Here is a 16,131-nt window from a genome sequence, read left to right on the forward strand (position 1 = left end):
CGGGTCAATCATTCGAAGGCTGTCTTTAAAGTCAGTGAATTCAAGAGGTTCAAAAACGCCATGTTGCTGATGATCGATAACTACGACTCCTTTACCTACAACGTTGTGCAGTACCTCGGTGAGCTCGGCTCCCAGGTCAAAGTCGTGCGCAACGATGAACTGACCATCGCTGAAATCGAAGCCCTCAACCCAGAGCGCATCGTGGTGTCCCCCGGTCCTTGCACCCCGACCGAAGCGGGGATATCGATTGAAGCGATCAAGCATTTCGCCGGCAAACTGCCGATTCTTGGCGTCTGCCTCGGCCACCAGTCCATCGGCCAGGCCTTTGGCGGTGATGTGGTGCGCGCCCGTCAAGTGATGCACGGTAAGACTAGCCCGGTATTCCACGAGGACAAGGGCGTATTTGAAGGCCTGAATCGTCCATTGACGGTCACCCGCTACCATTCGCTGATCGTCAAGCGTGAAACCTTGCCCGACTGCCTGGAGCTGACCGCCTGGACCCAGCTTGAAGACGGCTCGGTCGACGAGATCATGGGCCTGCGCCACAAAACCCTGAACATCGAAGGCGTGCAGTTCCACCCTGAGTCGATCCTGACCGAGCAGGGCCACGAACTGTTCGCTAACTTCCTCAAACAAACCGGCGGCACGCGCTAAGGACCTTTCATGAATATCAAGACAGCCCTGGGCCGTATCGTCGATCACCTCGACCTCAGCACCGATGAAATGCGCGATGTGATGCGCGAAATCATGACCGGCCAATGCACAGATGCGCAGATCGGCGCATTCATGATGGCCATGCGCATGAAGAGCGAGAGCATCGACGAAATCGTCGGCGCCGTGTCGGTCATGCGCGAGCTGGCGGACAAGGTCGAACTCAAGACCCTCGACAGCGTCGTCGACGTGGTCGGCACCGGCGGTGACGGTGCCAACATTTTCAACGTGTCGACCGCTTCTGCTTTCGTGGTTGCGGCGGCCGGTTGCACCGTGGCCAAGCACGGTAACCGTGCGGTCTCGGGCAAAAGCGGCAGCGCCGATCTGCTGGAAGCGGCGGGGATCTACCTGAACCTGACTCCGGTTCAAGTCGCGCGTTGCATTGACAACGTCGGCATCGGTTTCATGTTCGCCCAGACTCACCACAGCGCCATGAAGTACGCCGCCGGTCCGCGCAAGGATCTAGGCCTGCGTACCTTGTTCAACATGCTCGGCCCGCTTACGAATCCGGCCGGTGTGAAACATCAGGTGGTGGGCGTGTTCAACCAGGCGCTGTGCCGGCCATTGGCCGAAGTCCTGCAGCGATTGGGCAGCAAGCACGTGCTGGTGGTGCATTCGAAAGATGGCCTGGACGAATTCAGCCTGGCCGCGCCGACCTTCGTGGCGGAATTGAAGAACGACCAGATCAGCGAGTATTGGGTCGAGCCTGAAGACCTGGGCATGAAGAGCCAGAGCCTGCATGGCCTGGCCGTGGAAAGCCCGGCGGCCTCGCTGGAATTGATTCGCGATGCGTTGGGCAAACGCAAAACCGAAAGCGGTCTGAAAGCCGCCGAAATGATCATGCTCAATGCCGGTGCCGCCCTGTATGCCGCTGACCATGCCACCAGTTTGAAAGAGGGCGTTGCCCTGGCGCACGACGCGCTGCACACCGGTCTTGCTCGGGAGAAACTCGAGGAGTTGGGTGCATTTACCGCGGTATTTCGAGTGGAGAATGAGGGATGAGTGTACCGACGGTTCTGGAAAACATTCTGGCGCGCAAGGTCCAGGAAGTCGCCGAGCGTAGCGCTCGTGTGAGCCTGGCCGAGCTGGAAAGTCTGGCCAAGGCGGCCGATGCACCCCGTGGTTTCGCCCAGGCATTGTTGGCGCAGGCCAAGCGCAAGCAACCGGCGGTGATTGCCGAAATCAAGAAAGCTTCGCCGAGCAAGGGCGTGATCCGCGAGAACTTCGTTCCTGCCGACATCGCCGAAAGCTACGAGAAGGGCGGCGCGACGTGTTTGTCGGTGCTGACCGATATCGATTACTTCCAGGGCGCCGATGCGTATCTGCAACAAGCCCGGGCGGCGTGCAAACTGCCGGTGATCCGCAAGGATTTCATGATCGATCCTTATCAGATCGTCGAAGCCCGTGCGCTGGGCGCCGATTGCGTGTTGTTGATCGTCTCCGCACTGGATGACGTGAAAATGGCCGAGCTGGCTGCCGTGGCAAAAGGTGTCGGCCTCGATGTGCTGGTAGAAGTTCACGACGGCGACGAGCTGGAGCGGGCCTTGAAAACCCTCGACACTCCGCTGGTTGGCATCAACAACCGCAACCTGCACACGTTCGATGTCAGCCTGGAAACCACCCTCGACCTGTTGCCGCGCATCCCTCGTGATCGCCTGGTGATTACCGAAAGCGGCATCCTCAACCGTGCGGATGTCGAATTGATGGAAATCAGCGACGTGTATGCGTTCCTGGTCGGCGAAGCGTTCATGCGTGCCGAAAGCCCGGGGACCGAGTTGCAGCGACTGTTCTTTCCGGAGCGCGGTACTGCGGTGAGTGGTTCTACACTCGACTGATTACACGCAGACCGAGTCGACCCTATCGCGAGCAAGCTCGGCTCCTGCAGGAGAACCCATGTAGGAGCCGAGCTTGCTGGCGATGGCGGCATAAATAGCACCTCAGACTTCAAGTCCAACGGAATGCCTTATGACCTCAATCGTCTCTTTGACTGTCGAAGCCGGCCTGCAAGCCGAACAAGACTTGCTGGCAGCGGTCTGCACCGGAGATTCGGAATTAGGCCTGCTGTTCTGGCAACCCAATGACCGCGCCCTGGTCATGCCCCGACGCCTGAACCGCTTATCCGGTTTCGAAGCTGCGTGCGAAGTCTCGGCCGCTGCCGGTTGGCCCGTGCTCTTGCGTGAAACCGGCGGTGAGCCCGTGCCGCAATCGGCATCCACCCTCAACATCGCATTGGTCTACGCACCGCCACGCAGCGAAGGCGACCAAAACCGCATCGAAACCGCCTATCACCGACTCTGCGATCCTATCTGCCAGTTGTTGGATGAGCTGGGCGGCGTGTCGTCCCTCGGCGAAATCGAAGGCGCGTTCTGCGATGGCCGTTTCAACGTCAACCTTGATGGCCGCAAGATGGTCGGCACAGCTCAGCGTTGGCGCCAGAGCAAGGGCGGCACGCGTCCGGTCGGATTGGTGCATGGTGCGTTGTTGCTGGATAATGAGCGGGAATCGATGGTTGCGGCGGTCAATCGTTTCAATGAAGCCTGCGGCCTGGAACAGCGGGTTCGCGCCGAAAGCCACATCGCCCTGCATGAGAAGTTCGCCGCGCCCGATGCACTCGGGCGGCTCGACGCGCTTTATCGCCAATTGCTGGCAGACCTGTTCAAGGCTTAGCGCGTACCGAAGACCACCATGGTCTTGCCTTTGACGTCCACCAGGTTGCGTTCCTCCAGATCCTTGAGCACGCGGCCGACCATTTCACGCGAGCAACCGACAATCCGTCCGATTTCCTGGCGGGTCACTTTGATCTGCATGCCGTCCGGGTGAGTCATCGCATCCGGCTGCTTGCACAGTTCCAGCAGGCAACGAGCGACGCGTCCGGTCACGTCGAAGAACGCCAGGTCGCCGACCTTGCGCGTGGTATTGCGCAGACGTTGTGCGATTTGTCCGCTGAGGACGTAAAGAATGTCCGGGTCTTGCTGGGACAGCTCGCGGAATTTCGCGTAGCTGATTTCCGCGACTTCGCATTCGATCTTCGCGCGCACCCAGGCGCTGCGTGCCTGTTCCAGGCCAGCCTGTTCGAACAGACCCAACTCACCGAAAAAGTCCCCGGCGTTCAGGTAGGCGATGATCATTTCACGACCATCGTCGTCCTCGATCAGGATCGTGACCGAGCCTTTGATGATGAAAAACAGGGTTTCCGAGCGATCACCCGCGCAAATGATGTTGCTCTTGGCCGCATAGCGACGGCGTTGGCAATGCATCAACAGCTTGTCGAGGTTTTTGATTTTGGGTATTGGGGTAATAGCAACCATGGTTGTATCCCGAAAAGACGTCACGGTGTGTGTTTGGTTTTCTTATGAGCTGCTGACTAGGGTCGAGGCAAAGCTGGCTATGCGCCAGCGAATTGGCGTCAGCTTAACAGACACTTCCTGCAATATTTGAGAATTTACCTACGGCTTGGACACCTGCGTCCTAGGAAGGTGAAACGCTGTCAATCAGGGGCCCTGTGCTAAGCTGGCGTCCCTTTTTTAGACAGTGGAGTCTTGGCGATGAAGGCACGCATCCAATGGGCTGGCGAAGCCATGTTCCTCGGTGAATCCGGCAGCGGTCATGTCGTGGTCATGGACGGTCCGCCCGATGCTGGCGGTCGCAACCTGGGTGTCCGGCCGATGGAAATGCTCCTGCTGGGTGTCGGCGGTTGCAGCAATTTCGACGTGGTCAGCATCCTCAAGAAGTCCCGTCAGGCCGTTGAAAGCTGCGAAGCCTTCCTTGAAGCCGAGCGTGCGACCGAGGACCCGAAGGTCTTCACCAAGATTCACATGCACTTCGTGGTCAAGGGCCGCGGGCTGAAAGAAGCCCAGGTCAAGCGCGCCATCGAGCTGTCGGCGGAGAAGTATTGCTCGGCCTCGATCATGTTGGGCGCCGCTGGCGTGGCGATTACCCACGACTACGAGATCATCGAACTCGGTTGAGCCGACATTCAACTATCATAAAAGCGGTGCAGACTCTGGCGAACCCAAGCTGACGTCTGCATAATGCGCCACTTTTTTCAGGGTAGTGGTCCGTCAACCGACAGGCCGCGCCCCCGAACTGACAACCAAAATCGCCATCGCGAAGAGGTGTTAACCGTCCTACGCAGGTGCGTTGTTCGCATTTGACGGGCATGCTTGATCACGCGGCCAGGCCGCAATACATAGAGAGTTTTTAACGGTGAAAAGCAAACTCAAGCTCCACGGGTTCAATAACCTGACAAAGACCTTGAGCTTCAACATCTATGACATCTGCTACGCGGAAACCCCGCAAGACCAACAGGCTTACGTTGAGTACATCAATAAAGAGTACAACGCGAAACGCCTGACGCAGATCCTCACGGAAGTTGTCGATATCATTGGTGCCAACATCCTGAACATTGCCAGTCAGGACTACGAACCACAGGGCGCCAGCGTCACGATTCTGATCTCTGAAGAGCCGGTAACCCCGACCGACAGCCAGATCGAAGAGTCCCCGGGCCCGCTGCCTGAAATTATCCTGGCCCACCTCGACAAGAGCCACATCACGGTGCACACCTACCCGGAAATCCATCCGGTGGACGGTATTGCAACGTTCCGTGTGGACATTGACGTGTCGACCTGTGGTGTCATCTCACCGTTGAAAGCACTCAACTTCCTGATTCACCAGTTCGATTCGGACATCGTGACCGTGGATTATCGTGTGCGCGGTTTCACCCGTGACGTTGAAGGCAAAAAGCACTTCATCGACCACGAGATCAATTCGATCCAGAACTACCTGTCCGACGACACCCGCGACGCGTACCAGATGACTGACGTGAACGTGTACCAGGAAAACCTGTTTCACACCAAAATGCTGTTGAAGAACTTCGAACTGGATAACTACCTGTTCGGTGACGCCACCAGCAACCTGTCCTCTGAGCAACGTGCCCAGGTGACTGAGCGTGTGAAGCACGAAATGCTCGAAATCTTCTACGCACGCAATATGGCGTAAGATTCTCGAACACAAAAAAGGCGACTCCCTCACGGCAGTCGCCTTTTTTATGGCTGAAACGAAGAACCCTGTAGGAGCGAGCCTGCTCGCGATAGGGCCCTCCGGGGCAGTGCATCTATCAGATCCGATAAGTACTCTTGGTCATCACCTTGGCCAACAAACTCATCCCGAACTTCACTGGTGCCGGAAAACGGAACCCGCCCGCATCCAGCGCACTCTCAGCGTGATGTTCTTCATCAATACGCATCTGCTCAAGAATCGCCCGGGATTTTTCGTCCTCCGCCGGCAATTGCTCCAGGTGTTCATTCAAATGCTTGCACACTTGATGTTCAGTAGCGGCAACAAAACCGAGGCTGACTTTGTCGCTGATCAACCCGGCCACTGCGCCAATCCCGAAGGACATGCCGTAGAACAGCGGGTTAAGAATGCTGGTATGGCTGCCCAACTGATGAATGCGTTGCTCGCACCAGACCAGATGGTCGATTTCTTCTTCGGCAGCATGTTCCATGGCGGCGCGCACATGCGGGAGCTTGGCGGTCAGGGCTTGCCCTTGATACAACGCCTGGGCGCAGACTTCACCGGTATGGTTGATGCGCATCAGGCCGGCAACGTGCCGGGTGTCCTCATCGCTCAATTTTGCATCGGGCTGGACGATGGCCGGCGACGGGCGGTAAGGCTGGCCACTGAAGGGCAGCAGGGTGCGCATGGCGGCATCGGCTTGCAGCAGAAGACGGTCAATCGGCGAGTAGTGACGTTGGGTAGTCATGCTGACCTCCGGGAAAAATCTCGGCGGCCAGTTTAACCCAATCGGCCGGGGAAGGTTTGAGCTGGGTCATGCGGGAGTGGCTGGCCACTCCCCTGGAGCAGCCGGCAATCAGCCCGGCGGCCAGTGCATCTGACGCTGACCCAGCACGTGCATATGAATGTGATAGACAGTCTGCCCACCTTCTTCATTGCAGTTCATGACAACGCGGAAACCTTTTTCGCAACCCAGTTCCAGCGCCAGACGCTGTGCGGTGAACAGAATATGCCCGGCCAGCGCCTTGTCGTCCTCGGTGAGTTCGTTAAGGGTGCGCACCGGTTTCTTTGGGATCACCAAAAAATGCACAGGTGCCTGTGGGGCGATATCGTGGAAGGCCAGTACCTGGTCGTCCTCGTAAATGATCTTGGCCGGGATTTCCCGGTTGATGATCTTGGTGAACAGAGTATCCACAGCTGTTTTCTCCGTTGTTTTGGCTGGCCTGAGTGTACCCATGGTTTTACCGAAGGACCATTCAGCGTGGGCAGTAAACCTTGTTGACCATGCCGGCAATTGTCCGATTCAGCCAGCGCGAGCCGAGCCGTGGCAGGAAGGCGCGCCAGCGGTTGCGTCGGCCGGGGATGATGATGGCGCGATTTTTCTCCAGGGCGCGTACGGTATAGAGCGCCACTTCTTCAGGACTCATGAGCATTTTGCTGTTGGTCAGTTTGCCCGTGTCCAATTGCGCGGTACGGAAGAAACCGGTGCGCGTCGGGCCGGGGCACAGCACCGAGACCTTGACCGCGCATTTCTTCAGTTCGACGCGCAAGCCTTCGGAAAAATGCAGCACGTACGCCTTGCTCGCGTAGTAGGTACTCATCCACGGGCCGGGAAGGAACGCAGCGACCGAGGCGACATTGAGGATCTGCCCGCCACCCTGCAAGGCCATGGAATTTCCGATGGCGTGGCAGAGGCGGGTGAGCGCCAGGATGTTCACTTCGATCAGGTCCTGCTCGGTCATCCAGTCTTGAGCGAGAAAGGGACCGCAGGTGCCCATGCCGGCGCAGTTGACCAGCAGATCAATCTGCCGGTCACCTTCCTCCAGTTCCAGCAGAAAGCCCGACAGGCGTAGTGGCTCGCCAAGGTCACAGGCACGGAACAGCACTTCCACGCCAAAACGTTGAGTCAGTTCAATCGCAATACTTTCCAGCTGATCACGCTGTCGGGCCACCAGAATCAGGCTGCGGCCACGGCGGGCCAGCGCTTCGGCCATCGCCAGGCCGATACCGCTGGAAGCGCCAGTGATCAGAGCGTAACGGGTCATGCAGTTCTCCATCGCAACAGCTCCGCGCCGCGACGCAGGTGTCACGGGCGGGGAGCGCTGTTTATTCTTTCGCAGAGTCTACAGGGGCCGGGGCTTCTTCGGCTTCATCGTCTGCAGAATCCGGTGCGGGTTCGGCTGCTTCGGCTGCTTCGGCTGCTTCGGCCGGTTCGACTTCAACGTCTTCGGTGGTCACCGAGCCGCTGTCGTAGCTGCTTGTCGTGGTGCTTTCGTATTCTTCCTGAATCGCACTGTAACCGCCGGCCAGAGCTCCCACGATGACGATGGCGATAAACACAACCCACAACGAAGAAAGCACTTTGACCGCCGTGGTATTGGGCGGAGGTGGCGGGCCGTAGCGGTTGGCGATGTTGGTGCCTGGGGCGACCATAATCACCAGCGGGAAGAAACTGCCTACGAACGGGACGAGGTTCAACAGCCATAGCCAGCCGGACCAGCCGATGTCGTGCAAGCGTTGAACACTGAACTGGATACTGACGACCGCCACTGCAATGAACAGAATGAACGCGACCAGACCGCCGATGATCAAGCCTGCCGTCGAATCGGCACTGATAATCGCGAACGCCAGGATGGCCAGGACCGAACCGACGGCGAGCAAGACAAGGGTCAGGGCCATCGTCCACGCCAGATAACGCAAGCGTCCGATGCGACCTTCGACACTGAACGGCTTAAGTGTGGCGAACGCTGGCAGGCTTTCGCCGACGCTGGCCTGAGGCGGAGCGTAGGGGGAGGCTGGTTCGGCGAAGACAGGCTGGGGCCTGGCGGGAGCGTGTTCGTGCGCGTCGGCCAGGTTCAGCTCGATAGATGACTCGCTTTCGATCCGTGCATTGATGCCGGTTTTCGTCAGCGCCTGCAGGTAAATTTGTGCGTCGACGTGCGACAGATCCTGCTTGAGCGTGACGGTCTTGCCGGTGAACAGCCGTTCAACCGCAGCGACTTCGCTTTTGTACAGCGCGGCGAGATTCTGCTTGGCGGTCGTGAGGTCGACGCCTGGCAGCAGAGCGCCGTCGAATACGATCTTGAAACGGTTTTCGCTCATTGCGAGGCATCCTTGTCGCGAGTGTTTGAGTTAGAAGTGTTGCAGCTACAGAGTGTAAGGCCAGCCGGGTTGGGCTGGCCAAAACTTTCCTCTCAGCGCGGCCAGCGTTTTGGCAGCTGTGCCGCCAGATCCAGTGCCTTGCGGTATTCCGCGTCCAGCCGTGCGACCAATTGATCGACACTCGGCAAATCATCGATTTCCCCAACGCCCTGACCCGCAGACCACACGGTTTTCCAGGCTTTGGCTTCGTCGCTGACCGGTTTCAGTTTGGAACCGAAGTTGACCTCACCCTTGTTTTGCAAGGCCGCCATGTCGAAACCGGCGGCTTCCAGGCTTTGGCGCATGAAACTTGCCGGTATGCCGGACACCGCAGGAGTATGGACGATGTCCGCCGCCCTGGAAGTCAGCAACATTTCTTTGTATGCGTCAGGCGCATGACTTTCAGTGGTGCCGATAAATCGCGTACCGAAGTAGGCCAAATCCGCACCGAGCAATTGTGCCGCGAGAATCTCGTGGCCATGGTTCAGGCAGCCGGCCAGCAACAGCGTCTTGTCGAAGAACTGACGAATTTCGGCAATCAGCGAGAACGGACTCCAGGTGCCAGCGTGGCCACCGGCGCCCGCAGCCACGGCGATCAACCCGTCCACACCAGCCTCGGCGGCTTTTTCCGCGTGGCGGCGAGTCGTCACGTCGTGGAACACCAGGCCACCATAGCTGTGCACGGCGTCGACCACTTCTTTCACCGCGCCGAGACTGGTAATCACAATCGGCACTTTGTGCTCGATGCAGATCGCCAGGTCCGCTTGCAGGCGTGGGTTGCTGTTGTGGACGATCAGGTTGACCGCATAAGGGGCCGGGTTCTCCAGTATCGCCAGGCCTGCCTCGATCTCTTCCAGCCAGGCCTTGAACCCGCTGCTCTCGCGCTGGTTGAGCGCGGGGAAACTGCCCACCACGCCATTACGGCAGCAGGCGAGCACCAATTGCGGATTGGAAATCAGGAACATCGGCGCAGCCACGACCGGCAGACGCAAACGTTGTTCGAGCAGAGCGGGCAGCGACATTGGAAGTACCCCGGAAAGTGGTGCGTATTAAAGTTAGAACGGCCGAACGACGACCAGAATGACGATAGCCAGCAATATCAGAACCGGGACTTCATTGAACCAGCGATAAAAGACATGGCTGCGGGTGTTTTCGCCACGGGCAAAGCGCTTCACCTGCGCACCGCACATGTGGTGGTAGCCGATCAGGATCACCACCAGGGTCAGTTTGGCGTGAATCCATGCGCCTTGACTGAAGATGCTCGGATTGAGGGCGATCAGCGCAATGCCGAAGATCAGGGTGGCGATCATCGCCGGGCCCATGATGCCTCGGTACAGCTTGCGCTCCATGACGCTGAAGCGTTCCTTGCTGACCGTGTCCTCGCTCTGTGCGTGATAGACGAACAGGCGCGGCAGGTAGAACAGGCCGGCAAACCAGCAGACCATGCTGACGATATGAAACGCTTTGAGCCACAAATAGAGCATTTTTAGTTATTCCCAGGTTCACGGTAGCCCGGATAGTAGAGGCTTGAGCGGCCGCACGTCACCTTGCCGGTTGTCGCAGGACGATACGCACCCTATTATCGACGGCTTTCCAGTGGGTTCGTTGAGGGCAGGTTTATGGTCAAGGTCGGTATCGTCGGCGGCACGGGTTACACCGGTGTCGAACTGCTGCGTCTGTTGGCACAGCATCCGCAAGCTGAAGTGGTAGTGATCACTTCCCGATCCGAGGCTGGCCTGGCCGTGGCCGACATGTACCCGAACCTGCGAGGCCATTACGACGGCCTGGCGTTCAGCGTTCCGGACATCAAGACATTGGGTGCTTGCGACGTGGTGTTCTTTGCCACACCACACGGCGTTGCCCATGCGTTGGCGGGCGAACTGCTGGCAGCCGGGACCAAGGTCATCGACCTGTCAGCGGACTTTCGTCTGCAGGACTCTGTTGAGTGGGCCAAGTGGTACGGCCAGCCGCACGGTGCTCCGGAACTGCTGGAAGAGGCGGTTTACGGTTTGCCGGAAGTCAATCGTGAACAGATCAAGGAGGCTCGCCTGATCGCGGTGCCAGGTTGCTACCCGACCGCTACGCAATTGGGTTTCCTGCCACTGCTCGAAGCGGGCCTGGCGGATACCACGCGCTTGATCGCTGACTGCAAATCCGGTGTCAGCGGAGCGGGTCGTGGCGCCTCTGTAGGATCGCTGTACTCCGAAACGTCGGAAAGCATGAAGGCTTATTCGGTGAAAGGTCACCGTCACTTGCCGGAAATCCGCCAAGGGCTGCGTCGTGCAGCAGGCAAGGACGTCGGCCTGACCTTCGTTCCGCACCTGACGCCAATGATTCGCGGCATTCACTCGACGCTTTACGCAACCGTCGTGGATCGCTCGGTCGATCTGCAAGCGTTGTTTGAAAAGCGCTACGCCAATGAACCGTTCGTCGATGTAATGCCAGCCGGCAGCCACCCGGAAACCCGCAGCGTGCGCGGGGCCAATGTCTGCCGTATTGCCGTGCATCGTCCGCAAGATGGCGACCTGGTCGTCGTGCTGTCTGTGATCGACAACCTGGTCAAAGGCGCGTCGGGTCAGGCGGTGCAGAACATGAACATTCTGTTCGGCCTGGACGAGCGCTTCGGCTTATCCCACGCCGGCATGCTGCCGTAAGGCGCAATCGCGGAGAGCAAAAAGGCCCATTGAATGGGCCTTTTTGCATTCTGGTCGGACAGTTTGCTTGATTGATATACCGTAACAATAGTTGACCGATTTTCTAGGAGAAGCGGATAATGCGCGTCATCACGCATTATGGCGGCGTAACGCCGGGAGATAGTCAGCATGAGCGTCGAATCCTTCACCCCCACGGCTTTGCAATTCACCCACGGTGCCGCGCACAAGGTGAAGAGCCTGGTCGATGAAGAGGGGAATGATCGCTTGAAGCTGCGCGTATTCGTTACGGGCGGCGGTTGTTCAGGTTTTCAGTACGGCTTCACCTTCGATGAAGAAGTGGCCGATGACGACACCATCGTCGAGCGCGAGGGCGTGAGCCTGGTCGTGGACCCGATGAGCTTCCAGTACCTGGCAGGCGCCGAGGTGGATTATCAGGAAGGTCTGGAAGGTTCGCGTTTCGTGATCAAGAACCCGAACGCCAGCACTACCTGTGGCTGCGGTTCTTCATTCTCGATCTGATCGCACCTTCAGCACACTGTAAAACGCCGCAGGACCTTATGGGTTATGCGGCGTTTTGCTGTCTGGGGTTTATGCGGGGTAGATCGCACCGAGTACGCGCTGGCCGCGGGCGCCGGTGACGCTTGGGCGGTTGGCGGCGATGCCTTCGAGGCAGCAATGGGCCAGCCAGGCGAAAGCCATGGCTTCAACCCAGTCGGGGTCTACACCGTGAGTGGCGGTGCTGCTGACTTGCGCATTCGGCAGCAAGCCGGCCAAGCGCTTCATCAGCGTCGTATTGTGCGCGCCGCCGCCGCAGACCAGCAGTTCTTGAGTGTTCGACTGGGCGTGTTGCAGTGACTCAGCGATGGTCAGCGCGGTGAGTTCGAGCAGCGTGGCTTGCACGTCTTCGGCGGCGAAGGTCGGTAGCTTCGACAAATGCTGTGTCAGCCAGGGCAGGTTGAACACTTCGCGGCCAGTACTTTTTGGGCCTTTGGTCACGAAGAAGGGATCGCTGAGCAATTCATTGAGCAGATCCGGTTCGACGTTGCCGCTGGCGGCCCATTGGCCGTCACGATCGAAGTTGTCGCCGCGCTGCTGGTGAATCCAGGCATCCAGCAGCACATTGCCCGGACCGCAGTCGAAACCCGCAACCGGTTTGCCGGGTTCAATCAGGCTAAGGTTGCTGAATCCGCCCACATTCAACACCGCGCGATGACCTGCGCTTTCATCAAACAAGGCTTCGTGGAAGGCGGGAACCAGCGGAGCACCTTGCCCGCCTGCGGCCACATCGCGGCTGCGGAAGTCACTGACTACGGTGATGCCGGTCAACTCGGTCAGCAGGGCGGGGTTGCCGATCTGCACGGTAAAGCCGCGCGCCGGTTCGTGGCGAATGGTCTGGCCGTGGCTGCCAATCGCGCGAATGTCTTCGGGCTTCAGGTTTTGTTGATCGAGCAGGGAGTGAATGCCCTGGGCCGCCAGTCTTACCCAGTTTTGTTGGGCGATGGCGGAGCGGGCAATCTCGTCCGGGCCGCTGGCGCACAAGCCAAGCAGCTCGGTGCGCAGGGACTCCGGCATGGGAATGTAGTGCGTGGCGATCAGTTTGATCGCCGGGGAGAGCTCAACCAGCGCGATGTCCAGGCCATCGAGACTGGTTCCGGACATCACACCAATATAGAGCGTCATGGCTTAGCGCTTGCTCGAAGCCAGCAGGGTGGCCTTCTCTTGATCCATGCGCGCCATCAGCGGCTGGCTCTGCGCGAGGAAGCGCGAGCGTTCAGCCTTGGCGATCGGATCGGCCATTGGCAACTTCTGGCCCAGTGGATCGACGTGAACGCCGTTGACCTGGAACTCATAGTGCAAGTGCGGGCCGGTGGAGAGCCCGGTGGTGCCGATGAAGCCGATGACCTGGCCCTGTTTAACCGTGCCTCCAGTCTTCACGCCTTTGGCGAAGCCTTGCATGTGGCCATACAGCGTGGTGTAGGTGGCGCCGTGCTGGATGATCACGGTGTTGCCATAGCCGCCGCGGCGACCGGCCAACAATACTTTACCGTCGCCGGCAGCCTTGATTGGCGTGCCCCGTGGTGCTGCATAGTCAACGCCTTTGTGGGCGCGAATTTTGTTCAGGATCGGGTGCTTGCGGCCCATGGAGAATTTCGAACTGATGCGGGCGAAATCAACCGGGGTACGGATGAACGCTTTGCGCATGCTGTTGCCGTCAGCCGTGTAGTAGCTGCTGTTGCCTTGTTTGTTGATGTAACGCACAGCGGTGTAGGTCTTGCCGCGGTTGGTGAAACGTGCGGAAAGGATCGGGCCGTTGCCGACAGGCTTGCCGTTGACGACTTTTTGCTCGTAGATCACATCGAACTCGTCACCCTGGCGAATATCCTGGGCGAAGTCGACGTCGTAGCCAAACACGCTGGCCATGTCCATGGTCAGGCTGTGGGACAGTCCGGCGCGAGCGGCGGATTGCGACAACGAGCTGTTGATGACGCCATGAACGTAGGCGGAACGCACGGTGGGCTTGGCAGTGATGCGGTTGAACACATAACCCTTGTCATTCTTGGTCAGGGTAATGCTTTCGACGTCGCTGATCTTACTGTGCAGGTTGGTCAACTGGCCTTTAGGGTCCAGTTCGAATTCGAGCTTCTGCCCATGTTTAAGCTGGCTGAACTGCTTGGCTTGCTTGTCGCTGGCGAGGATTTCATGCACCGCAGCGGCCGGGAGGCCAACTTTCTCAAACAGTGTGGAGAGCGTATCGCCTTTGGAGACGATCACTTCCCTATGGTTTGGAGCCTTCTTTTCTTCGACCACAGGCGCGGCCTGAGCGGTTTCCTGCGGTTCTTCGGCGGCGTTTTCGATCTGCGCGAAAGGGGAGGCTACGGGTTCATTTGTGGCTTGAGCAGCCTCTGCAGCGTCTTGTTCTTGTGACAGTTGATCAGCAGGGGTTTCCAGTTCAAGACTCAGGGTGGTCTTTTTGGCTTCAACATCGCTGGAAGGGAATACCAGAAGCGCCAGGCTCAGCAGAGCGGCGATGCCACTTGCTGCGAGCAGGTGGGTCTTCGGGTAAAGCGGTGGCGCTTTAGACGATTCTTTGGTCATAAGTGATTTTTGACTTTGAAAAAAGATGAATTGGAAAAGATGAATGACATGATGAAGATGAAATAACTGTATAAAATATAACCAAATCATCTCTGAAGCAAGTCCGCGGACACTCTGCCGGCGGATTGGCGTCATTGCGCCGGCCAAACTTTGTATTTGACGCGTGATCTTGTATGGTTGGTCCCCTTTGAATTCGAGCCTTGCGGGTCTGTTATGAAGTCGGTTGAAGAGCAGCTAGCGCTGATTAAACGTGGTGCGGAAGAACTGTTGGTCGAGTCCGAGCTGATCGAGAAGCTCAAACGTGGCCAACCGCTACGTATTAAGGCTGGCTTCGATCCGACTGCGCCGGATTTGCACCTGGGTCACACCGTGCTTATTAATAAGCTGCGCCAGTTCCAGGAACTGGGGCATCAGGTGATCTTCCTTATCGGTGACTTCACCGGAATGATTGGTGATCCGAGCGGGAAGAGTGCGACTCGTCCGCCGCTTACCCGTGAGCAGGTCCTCGAGAATGCCGAGACCTACAAGACCCAGGTCTTCAAGATTCTTGATCCGGCTAAAACCGAAGTTGCGTTCAACTCCACCTGGATGGATCAGATGGGGCCGGCCGACTTCATTCGCCTGACTTCGCAGTACACGGTCGCGCGCATGCTCGAGCGCGACGATTTCGACAAGCGCTATACAACCAATCAGCCCATCGCGATTCATGAGTTCCTCTATCCGCTGGTTCAGGGTTATGACTCGGTCGCGCTGCGTGCAGATGTCGAGTTGGGCGGTACCGATCAGAAGTTCAACCTGTTGATGGGGCGCGAGCTTCAGCGCGGGTACGGTCAAGAGCCGCAGTGCATTCTGACTATGCCGTTGCTCGAAGGCCTGGATGGCGTGAAGAAGATGTCCAAGTCTCTGGGCAATTACGTCGGTATCCAGGAAGCGCCGGGTGTCATGTACAGCAAGCTGGTTTCCATTCCGGATGCACTGATGTGGCGTTACTTCGAATTACTCAGCTTTCGCTCCATGGAAGAGATCAATGTATTCCGTGCCGATGTCGAGGCTGGTGCGAACCCGCGCGACATCAAGATCAAGCTGGCTGAAGAGATCGTTGCGCGTTTCCATGGAGAGGAGGCTGCGGCCAATGCTCACCGTGGAGCAGGCAATCGTATGAAGGAAGGTGAGCTGCCGGATGATCTGCCTGAGATCGAATTGACTGCTGCTGAAGATATGCCGATTGCGGCTGTTCTTAATAAGGCAGGTTTGGTGAAGAATTCGGCGGTGGCGCGTGACCTGTTGAATGCTGGCGGTGTACGTATAGATGGTGAGGTGGTTGATCGCACCTTTATATACGTACTGGGCGCGACGCACGTTTGTCAGGCCGGTAAGAAGTCATTTGCGCGTATTACGCTGAAATCCGAGTAAAGCTGCAAATCATTGCTTGACGGCAGATTCTGGATGTCTATAATTCGCCCCACTTCCGGCGCAGTCGAAACGGAAAACTCCTTGGTAAACAAAGAGTTAC

18 protein-coding genes are annotated in these 16,131 nt (G+C 58.0%); 9 read left to right on the forward strand and 9 right to left on the reverse strand.

From position 1 onward, the window contains the following. Positions 1 to 60: 60 nt before the first annotated feature. From D882_RS0130555 to D882_RS0130570, 4 genes are all read left to right on the forward strand, one after another. The gene (locus tag D882_RS0130555) at positions 61 to 654 is read left to right on the forward strand and encodes an aminodeoxychorismate/anthranilate synthase component II (protein ID WP_007906885.1); all 594 of its coding nucleotides are present in this window, start codon (positions 61 to 63) and stop codon (positions 652 to 654) included. 9 nt (positions 655 to 663) lie between these two features. Beyond that, positions 664 to 1,713, forward strand: coding sequence for an anthranilate phosphoribosyltransferase (gene trpD / locus D882_RS0130560; protein ID WP_027926747.1), 1,050 nt, complete (start codon positions 664 to 666; stop codon positions 1,711 to 1,713). Next, entirely contained in the window at positions 1,710 to 2,546 is an 837-nt protein-coding gene (gene trpC, locus D882_RS0130565) for an indole-3-glycerol phosphate synthase TrpC (RefSeq protein ID WP_027926748.1), read from the forward strand. Before trpD ends, trpC begins: the two co-directional genes overlap by 4 nt. A 130-nt stretch (positions 2,547 to 2,676) precedes the next feature. Beyond that, entirely contained in the window at positions 2,677 to 3,378 is a 702-nt protein-coding gene (locus D882_RS0130570) for a lipoate--protein ligase family protein (protein WP_027926749.1), read from the forward strand. On the opposite strand, the gene crp is transcribed toward D882_RS0130570, so the two are convergent. Next, complete coding sequence (gene crp / locus D882_RS0130575) at positions 3,375 to 4,019, reverse strand: cAMP-activated global transcriptional regulator CRP (RefSeq protein WP_027926750.1); 645 nt, start codon at positions 4,017 to 4,019, stop codon at positions 3,375 to 3,377. The genes D882_RS0130570 and crp overlap by 4 nt on opposite strands. Positions 4,020 to 4,256: 237 nt before the next feature. On the opposite strand from crp, the gene D882_RS0130580 reads away from it, so the two are divergent. Beyond that, complete coding sequence (locus D882_RS0130580; protein ID WP_007941657.1) at positions 4,257 to 4,679, forward strand: OsmC family protein; 423 nt, start codon at positions 4,257 to 4,259, stop codon at positions 4,677 to 4,679. A gap of 238 nt (positions 4,680 to 4,917) precedes the next feature. After that, complete coding sequence (gene speD, locus D882_RS0130585) at positions 4,918 to 5,709, forward strand: adenosylmethionine decarboxylase (RefSeq protein ID WP_027926751.1); 792 nt, start codon at positions 4,918 to 4,920, stop codon at positions 5,707 to 5,709. A gap of 118 nt (positions 5,710 to 5,827) precedes the next feature. Here speD and coq7 read toward each other — a convergent pair whose 3' ends face one another. From coq7 to hemJ, 6 genes are all read right to left on the reverse strand, one after another. After that, positions 5,828 to 6,475: a 2-polyprenyl-3-methyl-6-methoxy-1,4-benzoquinone monooxygenase gene (coq7, locus tag D882_RS0130590; protein WP_027926752.1), complete on the reverse strand. Its 648-nt coding sequence runs from the start codon at positions 6,473 to 6,475 to the stop codon at positions 5,828 to 5,830. A 108-nt stretch (positions 6,476 to 6,583) separates the two neighbouring features. Beyond that, positions 6,584 to 6,922: a histidine triad nucleotide-binding protein gene (locus D882_RS0130595; protein WP_027926753.1), complete on the reverse strand. Its 339-nt coding sequence runs from the start codon at positions 6,920 to 6,922 to the stop codon at positions 6,584 to 6,586. Between the two features lie 61 nt (positions 6,923 to 6,983). After that, entirely contained in the window at positions 6,984 to 7,772 is a 789-nt protein-coding gene (locus D882_RS0130600) for an SDR family oxidoreductase (protein ID WP_027926754.1), read from the reverse strand. A gap of 61 nt (positions 7,773 to 7,833) precedes the next feature. Further along, positions 7,834 to 8,829 carry a DUF805 domain-containing protein gene (locus D882_RS0130605; protein ID WP_027926755.1) on the reverse strand — a complete coding sequence of 332 codons (996 nt, stop codon included), beginning with the start codon at positions 8,827 to 8,829 and terminating at the stop codon, positions 7,834 to 7,836. Between the two features lie 92 nt (positions 8,830 to 8,921). After that, entirely contained in the window at positions 8,922 to 9,890 is a 969-nt protein-coding gene (locus D882_RS0130610; RefSeq protein ID WP_027926756.1) for a nitronate monooxygenase family protein, read from the reverse strand. 33 nt (positions 9,891 to 9,923) lie between these two features. Beyond that, on the reverse strand, positions 9,924 to 10,352 hold the full coding sequence (hemJ, locus tag D882_RS0130615; RefSeq protein WP_027926757.1) for a protoporphyrinogen oxidase HemJ: 429 nt from the start codon (positions 10,350 to 10,352) through the stop codon (positions 9,924 to 9,926). Between the two features lie 135 nt (positions 10,353 to 10,487). Here hemJ and argC point away from each other — a divergent pair, with 135 nt between their 5' ends. Together argC and erpA are read left to right on the forward strand one after the other, a co-directional pair. Next, positions 10,488 to 11,522, forward strand: coding sequence for an N-acetyl-gamma-glutamyl-phosphate reductase (gene argC, locus D882_RS0130620; protein ID WP_027926758.1), 1,035 nt, complete (start codon positions 10,488 to 10,490; stop codon positions 11,520 to 11,522). 168 nt (positions 11,523 to 11,690) lie between these two features. Continuing rightward, positions 11,691 to 12,041 (forward strand): iron-sulfur cluster insertion protein ErpA, encoded by a 351-nt coding sequence (erpA, locus tag D882_RS0130625; RefSeq protein WP_007947969.1) that lies wholly within the window; start codon positions 11,691 to 11,693, stop codon positions 12,039 to 12,041. A 69-nt stretch (positions 12,042 to 12,110) separates the two neighbouring features. Here erpA and D882_RS0130630 read toward each other — a convergent pair whose 3' ends face one another. Further along, positions 12,111 to 13,202 (reverse strand): anhydro-N-acetylmuramic acid kinase, encoded by a 1,092-nt coding sequence (locus tag D882_RS0130630; RefSeq protein WP_027926759.1) that lies wholly within the window; start codon positions 13,200 to 13,202, stop codon positions 12,111 to 12,113. Between the two features lie 3 nt (positions 13,203 to 13,205). Then, on the reverse strand, positions 13,206 to 14,618 hold the full coding sequence (locus D882_RS0130635; RefSeq protein ID WP_027926760.1) for a peptidoglycan DD-metalloendopeptidase family protein: 1,413 nt from the start codon (positions 14,616 to 14,618) through the stop codon (positions 13,206 to 13,208). A 213-nt stretch (positions 14,619 to 14,831) separates the two neighbouring features. Here D882_RS0130635 and tyrS point away from each other — a divergent pair, with 213 nt between their 5' ends. Then, positions 14,832 to 16,031, forward strand: coding sequence for a tyrosine--tRNA ligase (gene tyrS / locus D882_RS0130640; RefSeq protein WP_027926761.1), 1,200 nt, complete (start codon positions 14,832 to 14,834; stop codon positions 16,029 to 16,031). Positions 16,032 to 16,131: the final 100 nt, after the last annotated feature.

It is taken from the genome of Pseudomonas sp. URMO17WK12:I12, assembly GCF_000514395.1.
In the GTDB taxonomy this organism is placed as follows: domain Bacteria; phylum Pseudomonadota; class Gammaproteobacteria; order Pseudomonadales; family Pseudomonadaceae; genus Aquipseudomonas; species Aquipseudomonas mucoides.